The organism is Photorhabdus kayaii (genome assembly GCF_025384895.1).
In the GTDB taxonomy this organism is placed as follows: domain Bacteria; phylum Pseudomonadota; class Gammaproteobacteria; order Enterobacterales; family Enterobacteriaceae; genus Photorhabdus; species Photorhabdus kayaii.
The window spans coordinates 1-17,145 of the sequence record NZ_JAJAFZ010000034.1 but is presented as its reverse complement, the minus strand read 5'-3'; the positions used below and the strand labels follow the sequence as shown (position 1 = coordinate 17,145).

Annotated in this window: 21 protein-coding genes and 1 pseudogene; 15 read left to right on the top strand and 7 right to left on the bottom strand. The window is 43.4% G+C overall.

Going from position 1 to position 17,145, the window contains the following annotated elements; genetic code table 11:
• Positions 1 to 44 precede the first annotated feature (44 nt).
• The 4 genes from LGZ98_RS24130 (at position 45) to LGZ98_RS13555 (ending at position 2,494) form a co-directional block, all read left to right on the top strand.
• A complete protein-coding gene (locus LGZ98_RS24130) occupies positions 45 to 458 on the top strand; it encodes a phosphopantetheine-binding protein (protein WP_315901996.1) in 414 nt (137 codons plus the stop codon).
• The gene (locus LGZ98_RS13565) at positions 445 to 1,239 is read left to right on the top strand and encodes a cyclase family protein (RefSeq protein ID WP_113043838.1); all 795 of its coding nucleotides are present in this window, start codon (positions 445 to 447) and stop codon (positions 1,237 to 1,239) included. The genes LGZ98_RS24130 and LGZ98_RS13565 overlap by 14 nt, the downstream gene beginning before the upstream one ends.
• A gap of 14 nt (positions 1,240 to 1,253) precedes the next feature.
• On the top strand, positions 1,254 to 1,979 hold the full coding sequence (locus LGZ98_RS13560; protein ID WP_113043839.1) for a tryptophan 2,3-dioxygenase family protein: 726 nt from the start codon (positions 1,254 to 1,256) through the stop codon (positions 1,977 to 1,979).
• A gap of 83 nt (positions 1,980 to 2,062) precedes the next feature.
• Positions 2,063 to 2,494: a hypothetical protein gene (locus LGZ98_RS13555; protein ID WP_113043840.1), complete on the top strand. Its 432-nt coding sequence runs from the start codon at positions 2,063 to 2,065 to the stop codon at positions 2,492 to 2,494.
• Between the two features lie 4 nt (positions 2,495 to 2,498).
• On the opposite strand, the gene LGZ98_RS13550 is transcribed toward LGZ98_RS13555, so the two are convergent.
• Complete coding sequence (locus LGZ98_RS13550) at positions 2,499 to 3,668, bottom strand: MFS transporter (RefSeq protein WP_113043841.1); 1,170 nt, start codon at positions 3,666 to 3,668, stop codon at positions 2,499 to 2,501.
• A gap of 105 nt (positions 3,669 to 3,773) precedes the next feature.
• Between LGZ98_RS13550 and LGZ98_RS13545 the strand changes: the two genes are divergently transcribed.
• The 4 genes and pseudogenes from LGZ98_RS13545 (at position 3,774) to xreR1 (LGZ98_RS13530) (ending at position 6,450) form a co-directional block, all read left to right on the top strand.
• Positions 3,774 to 4,541, top strand: a complete 768-nt coding sequence (locus LGZ98_RS13545; protein WP_113043842.1) for an AraC family transcriptional regulator — start codon at positions 3,774 to 3,776, stop codon at positions 4,539 to 4,541.
• A 44-nt stretch (positions 4,542 to 4,585) separates the two neighbouring features.
• Positions 4,586 to 4,921 (top strand): annotated as a pseudogene (locus LGZ98_RS13540) (Tn3 family transposase); the annotation flags it as partial.
• Positions 4,922 to 5,187: 266 nt separating this feature from the next.
• Positions 5,188 to 5,850, top strand: a complete 663-nt coding sequence (locus LGZ98_RS13535; RefSeq protein ID WP_191214893.1) for a GntR family transcriptional regulator — start codon at positions 5,188 to 5,190, stop codon at positions 5,848 to 5,850.
• Between the two features lie 363 nt (positions 5,851 to 6,213).
• Positions 6,214 to 6,450 (top strand): cell morphology transcriptional regulator XreR1, encoded by a 237-nt coding sequence (gene xreR1, locus LGZ98_RS13530; protein WP_113026271.1) that lies wholly within the window; start codon positions 6,214 to 6,216, stop codon positions 6,448 to 6,450.
• On the opposite strand, the gene LGZ98_RS13525 is transcribed toward xreR1 (LGZ98_RS13530), so the two are convergent.
• From LGZ98_RS13525 to xreR2, 3 genes are all read right to left on the bottom strand, one after another.
• The gene (locus LGZ98_RS13525) at positions 6,447 to 6,716 is read right to left on the bottom strand and encodes a CcdB family protein (protein ID WP_113043844.1); all 270 of its coding nucleotides are present in this window, start codon (positions 6,714 to 6,716) and stop codon (positions 6,447 to 6,449) included. The two genes, xreR1 (LGZ98_RS13530) and LGZ98_RS13525, sit on opposite strands and share 4 nt — an antisense overlap.
• Positions 6,717 to 6,935, bottom strand: a complete 219-nt coding sequence (gene ccdA, locus LGZ98_RS13520; protein WP_113026269.1) for a type II toxin-antitoxin system antitoxin CcdA — start codon at positions 6,933 to 6,935, stop codon at positions 6,717 to 6,719. It lies immediately after the preceding gene.
• 210 nt (positions 6,936 to 7,145) lie between these two features.
• A complete protein-coding gene (gene xreR2 / locus LGZ98_RS13515; protein ID WP_113026268.1) occupies positions 7,146 to 7,355 on the bottom strand; it encodes a cell morphology transcriptional regulator XreR2 in 210 nt (69 codons plus the stop codon).
• Between the two features lie 148 nt (positions 7,356 to 7,503).
• Between xreR2 and xreR1 (LGZ98_RS13510) the strand changes: the two genes are divergently transcribed.
• Positions 7,504 to 7,740 (top strand): cell morphology transcriptional regulator XreR1, encoded by a 237-nt coding sequence (xreR1, locus tag LGZ98_RS13510; protein WP_011148388.1) that lies wholly within the window; start codon positions 7,504 to 7,506, stop codon positions 7,738 to 7,740.
• A 154-nt stretch (positions 7,741 to 7,894) separates the two neighbouring features.
• The gene (locus tag LGZ98_RS13505) at positions 7,895 to 8,485 is read left to right on the top strand and encodes a hypothetical protein (RefSeq protein WP_223121453.1); all 591 of its coding nucleotides are present in this window, start codon (positions 7,895 to 7,897) and stop codon (positions 8,483 to 8,485) included.
• A gap of 104 nt (positions 8,486 to 8,589) precedes the next feature.
• On the opposite strand, the gene LGZ98_RS13500 is transcribed toward LGZ98_RS13505, so the two are convergent.
• Together LGZ98_RS13500 and LGZ98_RS13495 are read right to left on the bottom strand one after the other, a co-directional pair.
• Positions 8,590 to 9,786 (bottom strand): aspartyl protease family protein, encoded by a 1,197-nt coding sequence (locus LGZ98_RS13500; RefSeq protein WP_113043846.1) that lies wholly within the window; start codon positions 9,784 to 9,786, stop codon positions 8,590 to 8,592.
• Positions 9,787 to 10,123: 337 nt separating this feature from the next.
• Entirely contained in the window at positions 10,124 to 10,273 is a 150-nt protein-coding gene (locus tag LGZ98_RS13495; RefSeq protein WP_262978181.1) for a hypothetical protein, read from the bottom strand.
• A 146-nt stretch (positions 10,274 to 10,419) separates the two neighbouring features.
• Between LGZ98_RS13495 and LGZ98_RS13490 the strand changes: the two genes are divergently transcribed.
• Positions 10,420 to 11,409: a glycosyltransferase gene (locus tag LGZ98_RS13490; RefSeq protein ID WP_113043847.1), complete on the top strand. Its 990-nt coding sequence runs from the start codon at positions 10,420 to 10,422 to the stop codon at positions 11,407 to 11,409.
• 57 nt (positions 11,410 to 11,466) lie between these two features.
• Here the strand turns inward: LGZ98_RS13490 and uriH are convergent, their stop codons facing one another.
• Positions 11,467 to 12,417, bottom strand: a complete 951-nt coding sequence (gene uriH / locus LGZ98_RS13485) for a uridine-preferring nucleoside hydrolase UriH (RefSeq protein WP_113043848.1) — start codon at positions 12,415 to 12,417, stop codon at positions 11,467 to 11,469.
• Between the two features lie 265 nt (positions 12,418 to 12,682).
• Here uriH and LGZ98_RS13480 point away from each other — a divergent pair, with 265 nt between their 5' ends.
• The 4 genes from LGZ98_RS13480 (at position 12,683) to LGZ98_RS13465 (ending at position 16,929) form a co-directional block, all read left to right on the top strand.
• Positions 12,683 to 13,438 carry a response regulator transcription factor gene (locus LGZ98_RS13480; protein ID WP_113043849.1) on the top strand — a complete coding sequence of 252 codons (756 nt, stop codon included), beginning with the start codon at positions 12,683 to 12,685 and terminating at the stop codon, positions 13,436 to 13,438.
• A gap of 108 nt (positions 13,439 to 13,546) precedes the next feature.
• Positions 13,547 to 14,851 carry an NAD(P)/FAD-dependent oxidoreductase gene (locus LGZ98_RS13475; RefSeq protein WP_113043850.1) on the top strand — a complete coding sequence of 435 codons (1,305 nt, stop codon included), beginning with the start codon at positions 13,547 to 13,549 and terminating at the stop codon, positions 14,849 to 14,851.
• Between the two features lie 64 nt (positions 14,852 to 14,915).
• Positions 14,916 to 15,284 (top strand): cupin domain-containing protein, encoded by a 369-nt coding sequence (locus LGZ98_RS13470; RefSeq protein ID WP_113043851.1) that lies wholly within the window; start codon positions 14,916 to 14,918, stop codon positions 15,282 to 15,284.
• A gap of 151 nt (positions 15,285 to 15,435) precedes the next feature.
• Positions 15,436 to 16,929: an aldehyde dehydrogenase family protein gene (locus tag LGZ98_RS13465; RefSeq protein WP_113043852.1), complete on the top strand. Its 1,494-nt coding sequence runs from the start codon at positions 15,436 to 15,438 to the stop codon at positions 16,927 to 16,929.
• The last annotated feature ends 216 nt before the right edge of the window (positions 16,930 to 17,145 follow it).

Genomic DNA, 17,145 nt, shown 5'->3' with positions numbered 1-17,145 from the left:
TTAGTTATCTGCAGTTGGCTCCCGGGGCAACACTAAATGAAAAAATGGTGCGTACAGCATTGAAGGCCAAATTGCCGAATATCATGATCCCTTCCGGTTTTGTGGTATTGCAGACATTCCCATTAACTAATAACAACAAGATCGACATACGCAAGCTACCTGCACCAGAAATGAACTATTCGGCTTCAGAGGACGATTATACTCCTCCAGCTAACGAAGCAGAACACAAGATGCAGCAGATTTGGCAACAGGTGCTAGCGTTGGCACAAGTCAGTGTCACGGACAGTTTCTTCAGTCTTGGTGGTAACTCATTACAAATTCCGCAATTGCTGCACGCGATCCGCCTAGAGATGGGGATCACCTTAACGATCAGGGAGTTTATTCTACACAGCCAGATCCGCGAATTGACGGTGTTGGCGCAGAGCAAGTCCGGAGAAACCGCCCATGGAACGCATTGAAATACACTACCAAGGGCGTATGCACCATATCCATCACAGAGAGCCAATTCGGCTCTCTATACGGCTATGTTTTGCGGATAACCCTGTAAACCTTTATGGTGTCACGCCGGTCAGTGATGAGCCACTCCGCTATGGCAATGCCGTAGCCAGTGTGCAATTTGGGGGGGCATGCAATGCCTCCCGTATTAGCCTAGTACCACACTGTCATGGCACCCATACTGAGTGCATTGGGCACATTTTACCTGATGTACACAATGTAGCCGACCTCAACTTTGCCCCTTTTATTGCCGCCACCCTGATCCGAGTGCCGTTACAGCGAGCCTCGGCAATGAAGGATAGCTATAACGCCAGCGCTGAAGATGATGATTGGGTGATCACCAGAGAAGCTGTTGATGATGAACTGACTCTGCTGACTTCAGATTATCTGCAAGCATTAGTTATTGCAACCGATGAACTCCCTTGGCTCCCTGATGGCGGTGGTGCCCCCTACTTTAGTCATCAGGCGATGGTACGCATAACAGAGCTGGGCGTGCAGCACCTACTGGTGGATATTCCGTCCATTGACAGGCTAAACGACGGTGGGCGGATGGATAACCACCGCTGTTTTTGGGGGATGACCGATCCCGCTTCGCCCATTGCTGAACGCCAGTGTACTTCTGTGACGGAATTGATCCACATTCCATCGCATATTTCACCCGGCCACTATTTTCTTTCCATACAGTTACCGAATCTATCAGGGGATGCCCTTCCCAGCCAGCCGGTACTATTCCCGTTTTCATAAGGTAAGAACGCGTCATGGACTACTCAAGTTATCTGCAATTAAACCAGTTGTTGGCACTCCAGCAACCTGCCTCACCTTGCAGTGAGCACCGCAATGAAAATCTGTTCATTATCACGCATCAAACGTATGAGTTGTGGTTTAAACAGTTGATCGATGAGATCCATCAAGCAATTGATCTGATTGGTGCCGGTGAAATACCAGCAGCCATCGAAGTCATGATCCGCGTTAATGCCATTGCACAAACCGTGGTAAACCAGATTACGGTCATTTGTACATTGAAATTTCATGAGTTCCAACGTTTTCGCGGTTATTTGGGAACCGCTAGCGGTTTTCAGTCTTACCAATTTGCTGGTATTGAGGCGCTTCTGGGTAAGGCAAACAGCAAAAAATTTCAGCAATACTTAGATGATGATGTTATCCAGCAAAGGCTGGCAGCAATAGTACGGCCTATTTCGCTCTGGGAGACTGTACGAGTTCAACTCATGCAGATGGGCGACCCAGCACAAAGTGAGAAAGATATCATCAAGAGTATGTTAGAACGCCCTTCCTGCGAGTCACTATTACTTAATCAGTTGCTGGATCTGGATTCGTTGTTACAGGAGTGGCGCTATCGACATGTAAAACTGGTTGAACGCACGATTGGTCAACGTAAAGGTTCAGGTGGTTCTGCGGGCTCAGACTATCTAAAGTCCACGCTTTTTAACCCAGTATTTGATGAACTGTGGGATGCAATCAACTGAATCATAACACGAAATCCAATGCACAATGGGATCGCAAGATCCCTTTTTCAAGATCACCATTATTATAATGGCAGGTAAGCCTTATGCACACTGTACACTTCCCTTTACCACGGCGTTGTCTGAAAAAACTGACCCCAGAACGTCAGGGAAAACTGCGGATAATTGCTTTCCCACATGTGGGCGGTAGTGCCATGGTATTTCAACGTTGGGGCAAACTACTGTCTCAGGATATTGAGCTATTTGCCGTACAGTATCTGGGCCGAGCAGATTTGTTACTTTACTCCCAATTGTTGTTTCCGCAAAGCACCTGTTATTGGGCACCGTTGGCTGCTTCTCAGGGGGACCGTGATAACTGGATTTATGAGCAAGATTTATCTGATTGGTGCCAGATCGCAAGCAGAGAATTTCAACAACACAGCTTTGACAGTGGGCAGTATCTGGAAGAGCAATGTAACTCCGTAGTAGCAAGACTCCATCGGTTGTTGGCCGGCCATTTAGCACCGACCAACGTTTAAATACTCAGGCGCGTTTTTTTTCACCTTTTGGCAAGGTGAGTTGCCGTTCGCTACGTACGATACTCCCTGCCAGCATCAGTGCACAAATGCTGCTAATTGTCAGTACCACGCCAAGGCGTTGCGTCAACCCTGCCAGAACCAAACCGCCCCCTAACATCAGGTAATACATCAAACCAAGGATCGCCCCCGCCGTTCCCATGCAATCTTTATAGCGCCGCAGGGCACGCGCCAGAATATTGGGAATAGCAATCCCATATGCCATCACAACCAGCATCATTGGTAAGACAAACCATACCGTTTCTTCCAGTAAGAACACTAAGATACCGCCAGAAAGCAGCAGAACACACGCCAGTGTTAGCAAAGCGGTAAATAACCAGTGCTTGGTGATCAAAAGCTTGTTAATGGCTGCGCCAAGGGCCACACCTGCTGCCAACACCAGCCCGGTATAGCCAAACCATTGCGCAGGAAGACCCAGTGTTTCAAAACGGAACGGTGCTAATTGGTAATAACTGAACATGCAGATATTGAATAGAGCGACCAACAGCGCACTGTGCCAGATGTCACCATCTTTAGTCATACGCTCCAGAGTACCGAAGAAGAAGCTTTTCACGACCTCTTGCGGGCGCGTTTCTGGCAGTTGCCATGCAGCATAAGCCAGCAACGCCGCCGCTAATATCGCCAGACCGCTAAAGACGCCCTGATAGCCCCAATAATGGGTCAGTAACGCACCGCTCAGCACGCCGATCGCCGGGCTAACCGCCATCGCTATCCCCATCACCGAAAACACTCGCGCCAATTCGTAGCCGCTGAACTGATCACGAATGGCAGTCTGGGTGCCCACCGATCCCACCGCTGCACCAAAGGCGGCCAATACCCTCGCCACCAATAATATGGTAAAACTATCGCAGAAGATCGCTAAGATCGATGCCAACATATATAACGCGAGTCCGGTAAGGATCGTAGGGCGCCGTCCAATCACATCACACATCCGCCCCCACACCACAACGCCGAGGGCAAAAGCAAAGAAGTAACAGGACAAAGTTTGCGCGGCCATTTCTGCGCTGACATGAAACCCTTCAGCGATATGAGTAAGCGCTGGGCTGTAGATCGTTTCCACCACTTGGGGAAACATCATCATAGATGTTGCTAGTGTGAGGGTAAGTTTGCGTTGCATAGCAAGTCCTGTGACTAAAGGTAAAATAGGGACACCAAGGTACCACCTTCGCTCTGTTGTCTGTTACAATATAAAAGACAAAAAATTTACATAATCGGACAGAGTATGACATGGCTTAACGCTCAGGATGCCTTTGATCCGGATTCATTCGACAATAGCGTATTGGGCATCGCAGCCGAATTAGCTCAGCATGACTCTGGCCCACACTGGCATAGGATGGGGCAACTACTGTTTAGTCAGCGAGGCTGTATGCGAATTACGCTCAATGAGAGCATCTGCATGCTCCCGCCGGGTCGTATCGCTTGGATTCCACCGCGGCTGGAGCATCGGGTGCAAGTTAGCGGTGTAGTAGGTTATCGCTCGGTGTATCTCGATCGCTCCCATTACCCTAGTCTGCCTGAATGCTTAGAAGTCCTGACTGCTTCACCTCTGCTACGCGAAGTGCTGGAGCGCATTGCCATCGCTGAGTTCGACACCAACTGGCAGCACGGTGCTACCGCTAATATTCTAGCGGTATGCCTGGATGAGATACAACTGGCTCCACGCGAATTAACCCTGCTGCCCCTACCCAGTGACCGCCGCCTGAGAAATTTAGCCGATATGGTCACAATACCGCCGCTGTACGAGCTGGCTAGTTATATCGGCGCATCGGAAAAAACCATTAGCCGCATCTTCCTGCGTGAAACTGGGCTGAACTATCAACAGTGGCGGCAACAGTGGCGGCTAATCAAAGCAATAGAGCTGCTAGCAGAGGGATACAGCCAATCTGACGTCGCTAGCCAACTAGCTTTTTCCAGCGATAGCGCTTTCGCCACCTTTTTTAAAAATATGGCAGGCAATCCTCCACGGGCATATATGGCAATGCGCGGTTAAGTTTGCCATTTGTCATAGGTAATCAATCCGACACGCTGTGTTATCCGCAGTTAGAACGGAATGTGCATTGCTCACAGAATCGCCTTGAGTAATTATCAGTTACGCTCGGCTATCACTCGGGTTGATGGTAAAAAAGAATTTACTGGGCGAACCGATATTGAAACGGTGTGGCCAATTGATTGCCAACGTTATCATCTACCACCATAACTCGATCATTTTATTGCAGCTGCTGAATAAATTAACACCAAGGCAGTGACACTGCTGACCAAATGTTGCTGGTAGCTTGGCAGTATATATTACTGAACGGTCATTATTCTTTTCAGAGTAATGGTAAAATTATTGACCTTGATGAAGTTGTGGCAGGACTGGATTTAGTGTGACGAGAATTTCGTCAGCTCTGGTTTATAACCCCAGGATAATTTATTAAAACAAAATGTTACATAGTTAGTCATTTTCGAGGGGGGCCTCCACTGGCTTCCATAATGAATCAAATCTAATTATGGCGTAGAAAACAGTCAGTGGGGAGGAATCTCTATGCTTGCTGGCAGTAGATGAATGTGTGAATATGCCTGCCATTCTTATCTTTAGCAACCGGGAGCTTGTGGTCAGGTTTGCTACATTTGGTCCGTTCTTTCAATTAATTATTATGAAAAAAGATAATTCCTCTCCTAAGACGTTAAGTGAAAAAGTAACAAATATTATCCGGCAAAAACTGATTATTGGGGAGTTATCACCCGGTCAACGACTATCAGAAGCGGCTCTGAGCGAACAACTTAAAATATCGCGTAATACATTACGTGAGGTTTTTCGTGTACTGACGCAGGAAGGGTTACTGCGATATGAACCTAACCGTGGTGTTTTTGTCGCCACACCGAGTATTGCTTCTATTATCGATATTTACCGGGTCCGGCGGTTTATTGAATGTCAGGCATTAGCGCAATCTTATCCTCTGCATCCTGCGGTTGAACATATGCGCAGTGCAATCGAAATGGCTAAACAGTGCCGTAATACTCAGGACTGGCTTGGTGTTGGAACCGCAAATATGGCATTTCATTCAGCTATTGTTGAACTGACTGACAGTGAACGGTTGATAACATTCTATGGGCATATTTCTGCGGAATTGCGTCTGGCTTTTGGTTATCTGAACGATCCTGAACTTTTTTATGTTCCCTATATTGATCAGAATGCCCATATTTTGGCGTTACTTGAGAAAGGTGAACCAGAAAGTGCGGCCTCCGAGTTAAAAAGCTATCTGGAGCAGTCAGAGCGTACGGTATTAGCGGCTTATATGCGCAAAAATCGTGCTTAATAAATGTTAAGAAAAGATAATATCTGCGACTAGATTGGCAAGTTTATTGATAAAATAAATTAATTTAATTAATATGTTTAAAATTTTTTCATATTTTGGTTTGTAACGTTATGTTTGTTTGGTACCTTTCCAGACAAAGGCGGTAGTGTCTATAAGGATCAAGGAAGTGAATGATAAGAGAAGCTATATATGCCCTTTGTGCCATGATGTTGAACTTTTTAATCCTCCCAATTACAGATCACTTGGTTATTAAAAACATAATTCATCGTATTTTTGCGGTAAGTCATATTAGTAACACGAGTTACAGGAAAACGTGACTTATAGTCCGTGGTTTGATAAGTAACATCGTTCGATACTTATCGAATGAAAAAACCTAACACTATAAAATCCCTTTTTGGACAAAGAGTTAGATATATCAGAATGGCATCTGGTATGTCTCAGGAAGCTTTTGCCGATAAATGTGGGCTTGATCGTACTTATATCAGTGGCATTGAACGTGGCGTCAGGAATCCCACGCTTGAAGTTATCAATGTCATAGCAAGTGGTTTGCAGATCGAATTAAAAGATCTGTTTGACTTTGACGCGGAGAAAAAGAGTTAGTCGACTTTAATTCGTGCATCAGTGATTTTCTCTCCAATTACGCTTTCTGAGACACTTGAAAGTTCTGTTGTTAAAAGTCGGTAATTTTCATCTCTGATTTGCACTATAGGAAATAGATGACGACTCACCTTGCTTGAAAAATGATGCGCTTCAACCAAAGGAATAACCATACGTCTTCCTGGTGTTTCAATGATGTCACTTTGTACATCAACAAACATACTGTATTTGCTTTCGCTCCGTTTGTATTGATAAACAACAAATTGCATTTACCAGTTCCTGTTTTCATCAGCAAATGAACCATATTGTTCAATAAATTGAGCAACTTCTTCCATTCCTTTGCGATTATCTGCTTTCCAGCTTTCAGCTTTGATTCGTTGAGCTTCTCTGGTCATGACTTCATTAACAAAACCTGAAATGTTTACACCGGCTGAACTCATGATCAGATAATTTTCTTTATCAACTGTTATGTTAACTCTATGCTTCATAGCACACCTCAAAAACACACTTTAAGTACATATTAAAAGTATGTATTTCGTGAAAACAAAAGGCAACCTGATTTTTTACGTTCGCATGAAGAAATGGATTGCGAACAGGAAAAGATAAATGCAAGTAATCATTATTCTTACCGAGTGGTATAAAGTAGATCGGAGCAGCTTATCTTATTGATAAACTGCTCCATTTTTATCTACAGCCACTTACTTTGTGTACCTTGAAGGCCATATTTCAGCGGGATCGCGATCCAAAGCCGTGGCAATAAGCCGTTGACCTTTGGGCCAGCGGCGTTGCAGGGTATTAGCAAGGGTAGATGATGCTAACCCTGCTTCCCTTGAAACGGCTGCTAATGATGTTCCCCGTTTTTTCAGCTCGGCGATAATGTCTGCTGGGTGCCAGTCCTGATTTTTCATTATTAATCCTCCACGTTACGGATAACTTTGATATGAAAAGGTAAATCGTTACATAGTAGACTATAAGTCACATATGATAACATAACTTACCGCAAAAAGTGACTCATAGTCCGTGGTCTGATAAGTAACATAATTCGATACTTATCGGATGAAAAAGCCAAATGCTGTAAAATTCCTTTTTGGACAAAGAGTTAGGTATTTCAGGCAATCGTCTGGCATGTCTCAGGAGGCTTTTGCCGATAAATGTGGAATTGACCGGACGTATATCAGTGGTATTGAGCGTGGGGTTAGAAATCCTACGCTTGAAATCATCAATATTATTGCGAGTGGTTTGCAGATTGAGCTGACAGACTTGTTTGATTTCAGTGCAAAGCCAAAAGGCTAAAATAGTCTCTTTCCCCTTTATTTCTTGGAAATTTTCTTATCTTTTTGTTGGAATGAATTACTGTGCTAGCCTTGATAAAGGTTGAGAAAATGGGTTGGTGGTAACTGATAAATACGATTAAGGAAATGTTATTGTGAGTAAATTGCATAAAGGCATGAATCAGGAAGCGTTTGAGAATAGTTATTTTTACGTAACTGAACTTCGGCAGTTTGCTAAATCTTTAGGAATTGCAACAAGTCACTTAAAAAAGAATGAGCTTGAGCTGCATATTCGATCACGGCTATTTGGCTATTCAGGCGATTTGCCTATTGCTATTCCTAACAAAAGAGATTGTGCTAGTCGGGATTTACTCACCCTAGAAAGTTTGGTAATAAATTATGTGAGTGACAAGCAAACTAAAAATTTCTTATTAGAACAAGTGAACCGCCAATATGGGCCATTAGCGGATAAATCCGGCCAATGGTATTGGTTAAATCATTGGCGTAAAGCGCAAATTGCCAATAATAACAAAATTACCTATGGTGATTTGGTCGAGCACTTGGCTTCTTTGAAACAGCAGGAAGGAAGGCTTCCACAGATCCCTTCCGCTCGTTTGAATAATTTTATTAGTGATTTCATTGCTGATCCTGAAAATAAAGGTAAAGGGAAAAAACAGGCACTGGAAATATGGCAGGTGTTGAAAGAAAAAAATTTACCTAAAACGTATCTTGCTTATAAACATAATAAATACCAAATTGAAGAATAAGTTTATACCCAATGGATTTCAAGATGGATCGCGACGAAGAGGCAACTTGAAAGATGACGGGTATATTGAGGGAGAACCTATATCTCCCCCAATAAATGGCTTTATTAAATGGTAATAATTTTCTGGATGTTATTTCGTTCAATTTTTATTGTCAATTTACCTGATGGTGTTTCTGACAACTGATTACGAAGATAGGTGATATCCTTAGGAAGGGCTTGTTGACCATTAACTTCCAGGACAATATCACCGTTCTTTAATCCAAATTTTTCAATATATTTCGGATCGTTGTAAAATATCTCTACTTTGTTATTAAAATAACGGATTGCAATCGTGCGGAGTAATGGACTGTCATAACGGGTAAAGTTTTTGGCGTTAAAACAGAGCAGCATTTTATTTGGAATAAACAGATAATCATCAAAACGTGAGAAGAAATTCATACCAAGATTGTAGAGATCATTTTTATTTTCGCCAATTCTCAGACGACCTACCGGCAGTTGCTGTAAATAAAAGCCATCAATCAGATACTCTTTACTACTATCAAGCCCACTAGCGGACGCGTATTTGACATTGATTCCTTCAGAAATTTTATCTTTGTGCTCTTTTTTCAGATATTCAATAAATTCCTGAGAAACATAGCTGTAATCGGCTCCGGTATCTATATTAAAAACGACATTAGAAACCTGGATTGCGGGAGATCTACCGTAGCTATCACTGTAAGGTTCACATTGTTGATAATTTAGGATTGAAGGCGCATGTCGCCATACTGTCAATGTGTGGTTCAGATTATTTATTTCCCAGTTTAACTGACGAAAAGTGTCAATGCCGAGAATACCATCCAGATCCTGACCAATGGACTGATTAAAGAGGCTTATGTCAATGCCAATCCAGGGATCAGAGCCCGGCACCGTATGGTTACCGAGGGTAATCGCCAGGGGTTGCCATAACGTTAGGTCAGCTTTGTGTAAGCGTTTTTCACTGGTTGTAACCAGTCCATCGGACAGCATACGATGGAATGTAACCGGTATTTTTGATTCTGGTGTGGTTTGTGTCAGCGTTTTTGCCAGCTTATTATCGATGAAGGTATAACTGGCGCCAGTATCCAGTAAGAATTGATATTTTTTACCGGAGATAGTGACAGGAACAATGATCGATGTTGGCTGATGGATGTCCAGCTTAGTAGAAAGGATGGGTTTATTTTCTTCTGGCATATGGATTTTTTCCATATGGCTACAGCCCGTTATCAGTGTCAGCAAGCTGGCGGTAATAATTGCCCGTGTGGCTATCTTTTCCTGTTTTTTCATAATATTAGATTCCTTTTCTAGGGGATGGAAGATAAAAATCTGGGGTCCGGTAAAACCCAACATAATGCACTGGAAGCAATAAAATGTTGTGTATGACCTAGGATAGTACGCGTTACCAGTACAGCTCAGCTTCATTGCAAATATTATTATCTGCTTTTTGCTAAAACCAAAGATAAACAATAACATCATTACATTAGTTGATGTGAAATGTAGTGAGTAATTGTTTAACTGCGGTTGAACTATTATTAATTTCAGCGGTAATGTTGGTGAAAATGTCGGCTATTAATAAATTATCTGGATGTGTTTGATTATATAGTGTATATCAATGATAACAATTTTAAATAAAAATCACTATATACCCGTCATCTTTCAAGTTGCCTCTTTGTTGGCTGCACTCACTCACCCCGGTCACATCGTTATCTATGCTCCCGGGGATTCGCTCCCTTGCCGCCGCGATGCATCTTGAAATCCATAGGGTATAAATCATTAATATTTTATTTTTAGGTATAATGTAAAGGTAATAAATATTTATTGGGTTTATATTTATATGTGTAAATTATTTTTCTGATAAATATCCAGATGATCTCAATATAAGAAAATAACACCTTTGGGCTAAAGGAATATATTGATTTTATGTCTATATCACTAAAACTCAGCATTGTCGTAGCTATTTATAATGGAAAGCGGTTTTTACCGCAGTTTTTTGTCAATTTATCTCGGCAAAAGCTAACTGATTTTGAATTAATTTTGGTTGATGATGGTTCAACGGATAATAGTCGCCAGATTATTGAGCAATATGCCGAAAAATTCCCAAAGACAGAAATTATCACTCAGAAGAATCAAGGGGTTTCTGTTGCCCGTAACACGGGGTTAGCGAAAGCCAGAGGTGATTATGTGGCTTTCCCTGATATTGATGATGTCATTTATCCGGGTATGTATAACCGGCTGTTAGAGATTGCTCAGAATAATGATTTGGATATTGCTACTTGCAACGGTCATTATGTTTATGATGATGGTCGGCCTGCTCGAAAGATTTTTCCTTCCGAGCGCCTCTCTTCTACCGTGGTTCTGAGCGGGCCAGAATGGTTGCAACAAGCACTGAGTTCACGCAAATTCCTGCATGTAACTTGGCTGAATATCTATAAACGGGCTTTTCTGACAAAACATCATTATCAGTTTGAACCGGGGTTGCATCATCAGGATATTCCGTGGACAACAGAACTCTTGTTGACGGCAAATCGGGTGCAATATATTGATGAATCTTTTTATGATTATCTGATTCACACCGCTTCGGTGTCCCATGTTCCTGCGGATGATCGTATTAAGGTAAGAACAGCACATCACTATATGAAAATCTTGGAGATGCTGAATAAGATTAATCAGCGTTATCCACAACAAGTCAAGCAGGTGCCGGCGTGTCATTGGCAGATCGCGAAAGAGGGGCTAGGGATTTTGCATACGATTAATGAGATAGAATCCTCTACGATAAAACAACAAATCGTTCATGAATTGTTTGAGCGCGGTATTTGGTCAATGATCTGGAAAAATGCCCGTGGATTTAGATTGCGTTGGCGTTTGGCTCGTCGATATCCGCGACTTAGGGCGGTGTTAAAAGCCGTTTAATAGTGAAAATAACGGCTTTAATGATCGATCGCTCCTTACCTGTGGTTATTTTCCATCTTAATCGCAGGTATCGCCGATGTTTTTCAACGCATCAATAATCAATTGCCAGAATCGCTGTTGATCGAGTTTGACTGCAACTTGGGTATGGCAATCTTCTGATGGTGGATAACGGAAATCCGCTACGGTCATTCCCACAGTTAAGGTACCATTCAGTTCAATATTGACGGGGACTTTTTGCGTTGTCATCACGGTAGGGTCGATCACATAGGCGACGGCACAAGGATCATGTATTGGAGGGCAGTTGAAACCATGTCTCTTCTGATAACTTTCACCATAGTACTCCAGTAGCTCTACGACAAACCGAGACGCTTTGGTATTGATACGTGAAATTGCTTTGATGATTTCGGATGTGGCGCGTGCTTGATGTGTCAGATCCAGACCGACCATCGTCAGTGGCCATTTTTCATTGAAAACAATATGTGCCGCTTCTGGATCGGTTTTGATGTTGAATTCTGCCACTGCGCTTCTGTTAGCCGTGTGATATCCACCACCCATTAATACCACTTCTTTTACCCGTTCAACGATCTTCGGTGCTTTACGGACGGCGAGAGCAATATTGGTTAAGCTGCCAACGGGAACCAAAGTCACCGTTTTGGGCGGATGAGACATAATAGTATCAATGATCAGATCAGTGGCGTGGCGAGGATCTAGAGTTCGAGAGTGTTTAGGCAACTTCACGCCACCCAGACCAGATTCGCCGTGAATATCCGATGCCGTTTCGAGCTCGCGAACTAATGGCCGATGACAGCCTGCGGCAAAGGGTACGCCGGTAATACCGGCAATATGCGCTATCGCCAGCGCATTGTGAGTGACTTTATCCAGTGTCTGATTCCCGACAACCGTCGTGACGGCTAATAGCTCAATATGAGGGTTACCATGCGCCAATAACATCGCAATGGCGTCATCGTGTCCCGGATCGCAATCAAGAATAATTTTTTTGGTGGTCATTTTTACTCCTTGCCAGAGAAAGTGATATAAAAAATGAGCATAATCCAGTTAAAACGTCTATTCCGTGACAAAATCTTAGATCTGAGTGGGTGCTCTCATAAATAATTAGTAAAATGCTTCATAATTGTGATTTGATTAACACATAAACGATAATTGAGTTGTAGATCCAGTTTAAGTGTGATTTTTATATAGTTTCGCTATGGAATTGGCGGGCAATATCTGCTTCGGATTTATTATTAATTTATGAATAATTGCGAGGGATTGAATGGATATTCATGTAGATAGATTATCAACAGTGATTGAATCGGTGGCAACCAGTGAATTTTATCCTAATTTACTGACTTGGCTGGAACAATTTATTATTTTTGATAACGCCATTGTTTATGCCTTTGAACAAGGTTCTTCTCCGCGTTGTTTGAGTAAAACCGAGAAGAAAAACAGTGATGCAATAAATCAGATTTATCAACAGGGTGCTTATCTGCAAGATCCGTTCTATCAAGCCTTGATAGATGGGGCTGACACTGATCTATTTACCTTACGGGAACTCGTCCCTTCAGGGTTTTATCATACTGATTATTATCTGAATTTTTATCGTAAGACCGGTTGGCAGGATGAAACGGGGGTTTTACTGAAGCTCTCTTCCCAAAGGCAACTTGGCCTGTTTTTTGGTAAGGAAAATCAGCCATTTTTCATCCAGAAACAGCATCGGAAAAACCTGAAAACGACACTGGAAATTATCCGCAGTGTAGCGCGATTACATGATGATATGACGCAGCAAACACCTGCTGCTGAAATGGCTTATCTGGATACTCAGACTCGTTATTCCTTGACTCCGAGAGAATGTGAGATTGTGGAGTTGATATTGCAAGGTAAAGGCTCACCACAGATTGCTGAGAAACTTTTTATCAGTACGGGGACGGTGAAAAACCATCGGAAAAATATTTATCAAAAACTACAAATCAGATCACAAGCAGAGCTTTTTAGCCTGTTTATGGTGCCACCTACCCGTTATTTTGCCTGAGTCACAAATGTTAAAACTGTGTTGCAAATATCCCTAAAGGGACATGGTGATGTGACTCTGCGCTACAGATAATCCGGTGATTATGTTGGATGCTAATCGGGCTATCACATGAGCAATCATCTTGATTCATTAACTTATTACGCTGCGACCAAGAAATATGATCTTCGTTTTCCTGCATTACAAGAAGATCTGGATGTAGACGTCGTGATTATCGGCGGTGGATTTTCCGGTATTAATACTGCGCTTGAACTGGCGGAAAAAGGTATCACTAATATTGCGATCTTGGAAAGCCGTCATCTTGGCTATGGCAGTACAGGTCGTAATGGTGGTCAGGTTATGGCGGGTATCGGTCATGATTTGGAGGTGATCAAACGCCATATTGGTGAGCGAGGGTTGGAAACGATCTTTCAGATCAGTAACCTGGGTGCCGGCATCATTCGTGATCGTATCGCTAAATATAATATTGATGCTGATCTCTGCCGTGGTTATGGCTATCTTGGCATGAATAAGAGGCAGGAAAAGACGTTACGTAGTTGGTTGCAAGATTTTAAGGCGGTTTCTCCTGATGAAGAGATTGAGCTTTACACTGGCTCCGATGTGAAAAAGGTGATTGGTTCTGATGTTTATACTTGCGCGTTGAAGCATATGGGGGGTGGGCATGTCCATTCCCTAAACCTGTTGCTAGGTGAGGCAAAAGCGGCGACAGACCTTGGCGTAAAACTCTTTGAGAACAGCCAAGTACTGAATATTGAATATGGTCCCAGAGTAACGGTTCGTACCGCGATGGGATCGGTTCGTGCTAATAAAATGTTGTGGGCCTGTAACGCCTTTCTTAATAGTGGTCTTGAGCCATATATTTATAAAAAGGTGGTCAACACTTATGCCTTCCAATTAATGACGGAAGTGTTGCCGGATGATTTGATTGAGAAAATCAGCCCGATTCGCGGTGCATACAGTGATATTCGTCCGGTTATTGATTACTTCCGTGTGACGAGAGAAAACCGTCTCTTATTCGGTAGCGCAACCCCCTTCATTGAGCATATCCCATCTGATTTGAAAGCCTGGAACCGCCACTTGATGCTGAAAGTTTTCCCTTATTTGAAAGATGTGAAAGTTGAACTGGCATGGGGAGGGCCGTTGTGTTGCAGTGCAAACTTGTTCCCACAGATTGGCTCTTTGCCGCAGCACAATAATGTGTTCTATGTGCAGGGATATTCAGGTTTTGGGGTCACGCCAAGCCATATCGTTTGTAAAGTGTTGGCGGAAGGGATGAGTGAAGGATCTGAACGTTATGACCTGATGAGTTCAATTCCTCATGTGAATATTATTGGCAAAGATAAGTTGCGACATCTGATGGTATCAGCGGGAAAAATTTGGCATCAGACGTCAGGGTATTGGAAAGGTCGCCGTTAATTTATTGATCTCAATAGTATTCATTGGACAATTCATAAATTATTTTATTTGGAACGAGAACATTATGATTAAATCATTTTTACTGAACAAATCCCTGCCTGAATTATTGGACATTGGTAGCGTAAGCAATCTGGGAGCGACTGTGTTGGAAGGCGATCCGCAGGCCAGTATGGCAATGATATTTGGTGAACCAACGGATAGCCTGACATGTGGTATTTTCGCTTGTACTCGTGGCAAGTTTAGTATGGTGTATCCGTTTGATGAGCACGCAACCGTGACAGAAGGTTCGGTAAAATTGACCGATGTGAAGAGCGGTGAAACCGTTGAATATCATCCGGGGGATTCCTGGTTTGCGCCGAAAGGAACGGAAGTACTGTGGGAAATCACCGCTGACCGTTTTGTGAAGCATTATCTGGCTTGTATTAGAGGTTAAAAAAACTTATACCCTACGGATTTCAAGATGCATCGCGACGGCAAGGGAGCGAATCCCCGGGAGCATAGCGAACTATGTGACCGGGGTGAGCGAGTGCGGCCAACAAAGAGGCAACTTGAAAGATAACGGGTATATTTGATAGAGGTAAATAATGAGTGATATTAACTTATTACCGTCAGTTACGGCCTTTTTGCAGCATAATCATGGACATTATATTAATGGTCAGCCGGTCATTGGTCAGGGGAGTGAAACATTTTCTGTCATAAACCCTGCGACTGATGAAATCATTGCAACGGTTAATCAAGGCGGTGAAGCGGAAGTTAATGCGGCTATGCAAGCGGCACATGAGGCATTTCATGGGGTATGGGCCCAAACTTCACCGATGGAGCGCGGTCATTGCTTGAATCGTCTGGCAGATCTATTGCTGGCACATCGGGAAGAGTTGGCGCAGTTAGAAACCCTTTGTTCCGGTAAAACCATCCAATTATCCCGTATGCTAGAAATTGATTCTTCTGCTCAATTCCTGCGTTATTTTGCCGGATGGTCAAGTAAGATCAGCGGTGAAACCCTGAATGTCTCTTTGCCCTCTTTTAAGGGTGAACAATACACGGCGTTTACCCGTCGCGAGCCGATTGGTGTTGTGGTAGGGATTATTCCGTGGAATTTCTCCATCATGATTGCCATCTGGAAAATGGCGGCTGCACTGACTTGCGGCTGTACCATTGTGTTGAAACCCAGTGAATACACCCCGTTGACCATGCTCAGAGTGGCTGAATTAGCCAAACAAGCGGGTATTCCTGATGGTGTCATTAATGTGATTAATGGTTCAGGTTCGGTGCTTGGTCCTGCGCTGATAGGTCATCCATTATGTGCTAAGGTCACTTTCACTGGATCGGTGCCAACGGGTATTGCTGTTGGTAAATCAGCAATGGAACAGGGATTGACTCGTACCACGTTGGAATTGGGTGGCAAGAACGGTGCAGCGTTTTTAGCGGATATGCCTGTTGAAAAAATTGTCGATGGTGTTTTAGAGGCTGGTTATCTCAATCAAGGGCAGATTTGTGCGGCGGCGGAACGTTTCTATATTCCTGCAAGCCATATGGATGATGTGCTGAAATTGTTGTCTGAAAGACTCTCGGCAATGAAGATTGGCTTGCCTCTGGATGAATCAACAGAAATGGGGCCGTTGGCAAACAAAGCACACTATGACAAGATCCTGTCCCTGTTTGAGCAAGCTCGTCAAGAAGGCAGTGAGATTGTTTACGGTGGTCATGCTCTGGCCGGGCCGGGTTTCTTTGTGGCGCCAACAGTGATTCGTGCTAACAGCCCAGAAGATTCATTGATGAAGGAAGAGACATTCGGCCCTGTTGGGACTTTCCTCAGCTATAACGATGAAGAAGAACTCATTGGATTGATGAACAATACTCCATTTGGTTTAGCGGCGAGTTTGTGGACCAATGATCTCAGCAAAGCTATGCGCATGATCCCGCGTATCGAAGCGGGGACTGTTTGGATCAATATGCATACATTCCTTGATCCGGCATTACCATTTGGTGGTACCAAATCCTCAGGTATTGGTCGTGAATTCGGTAGCGCCTTTATTGAGCACTATACTGAATTGAAATCCGTGATGGTTCGCTATTGATTTGATATTCGGATCAAAATAAGCAAGGCCCCTTGATTGACGGGGCCATTTCAAACCTAAGGTCATCACTGGCATTTTATCCAAGAGAGGGCTACTCAGGGCAGCAGGTTGATTGTGTACTACTCACACTATAATTCAATACTCGTGATTAATAAGGTAACGAGTGCTACGACCACCAGCACCAGTACTTTCTAAACAACCTAGCTCAACCAAATG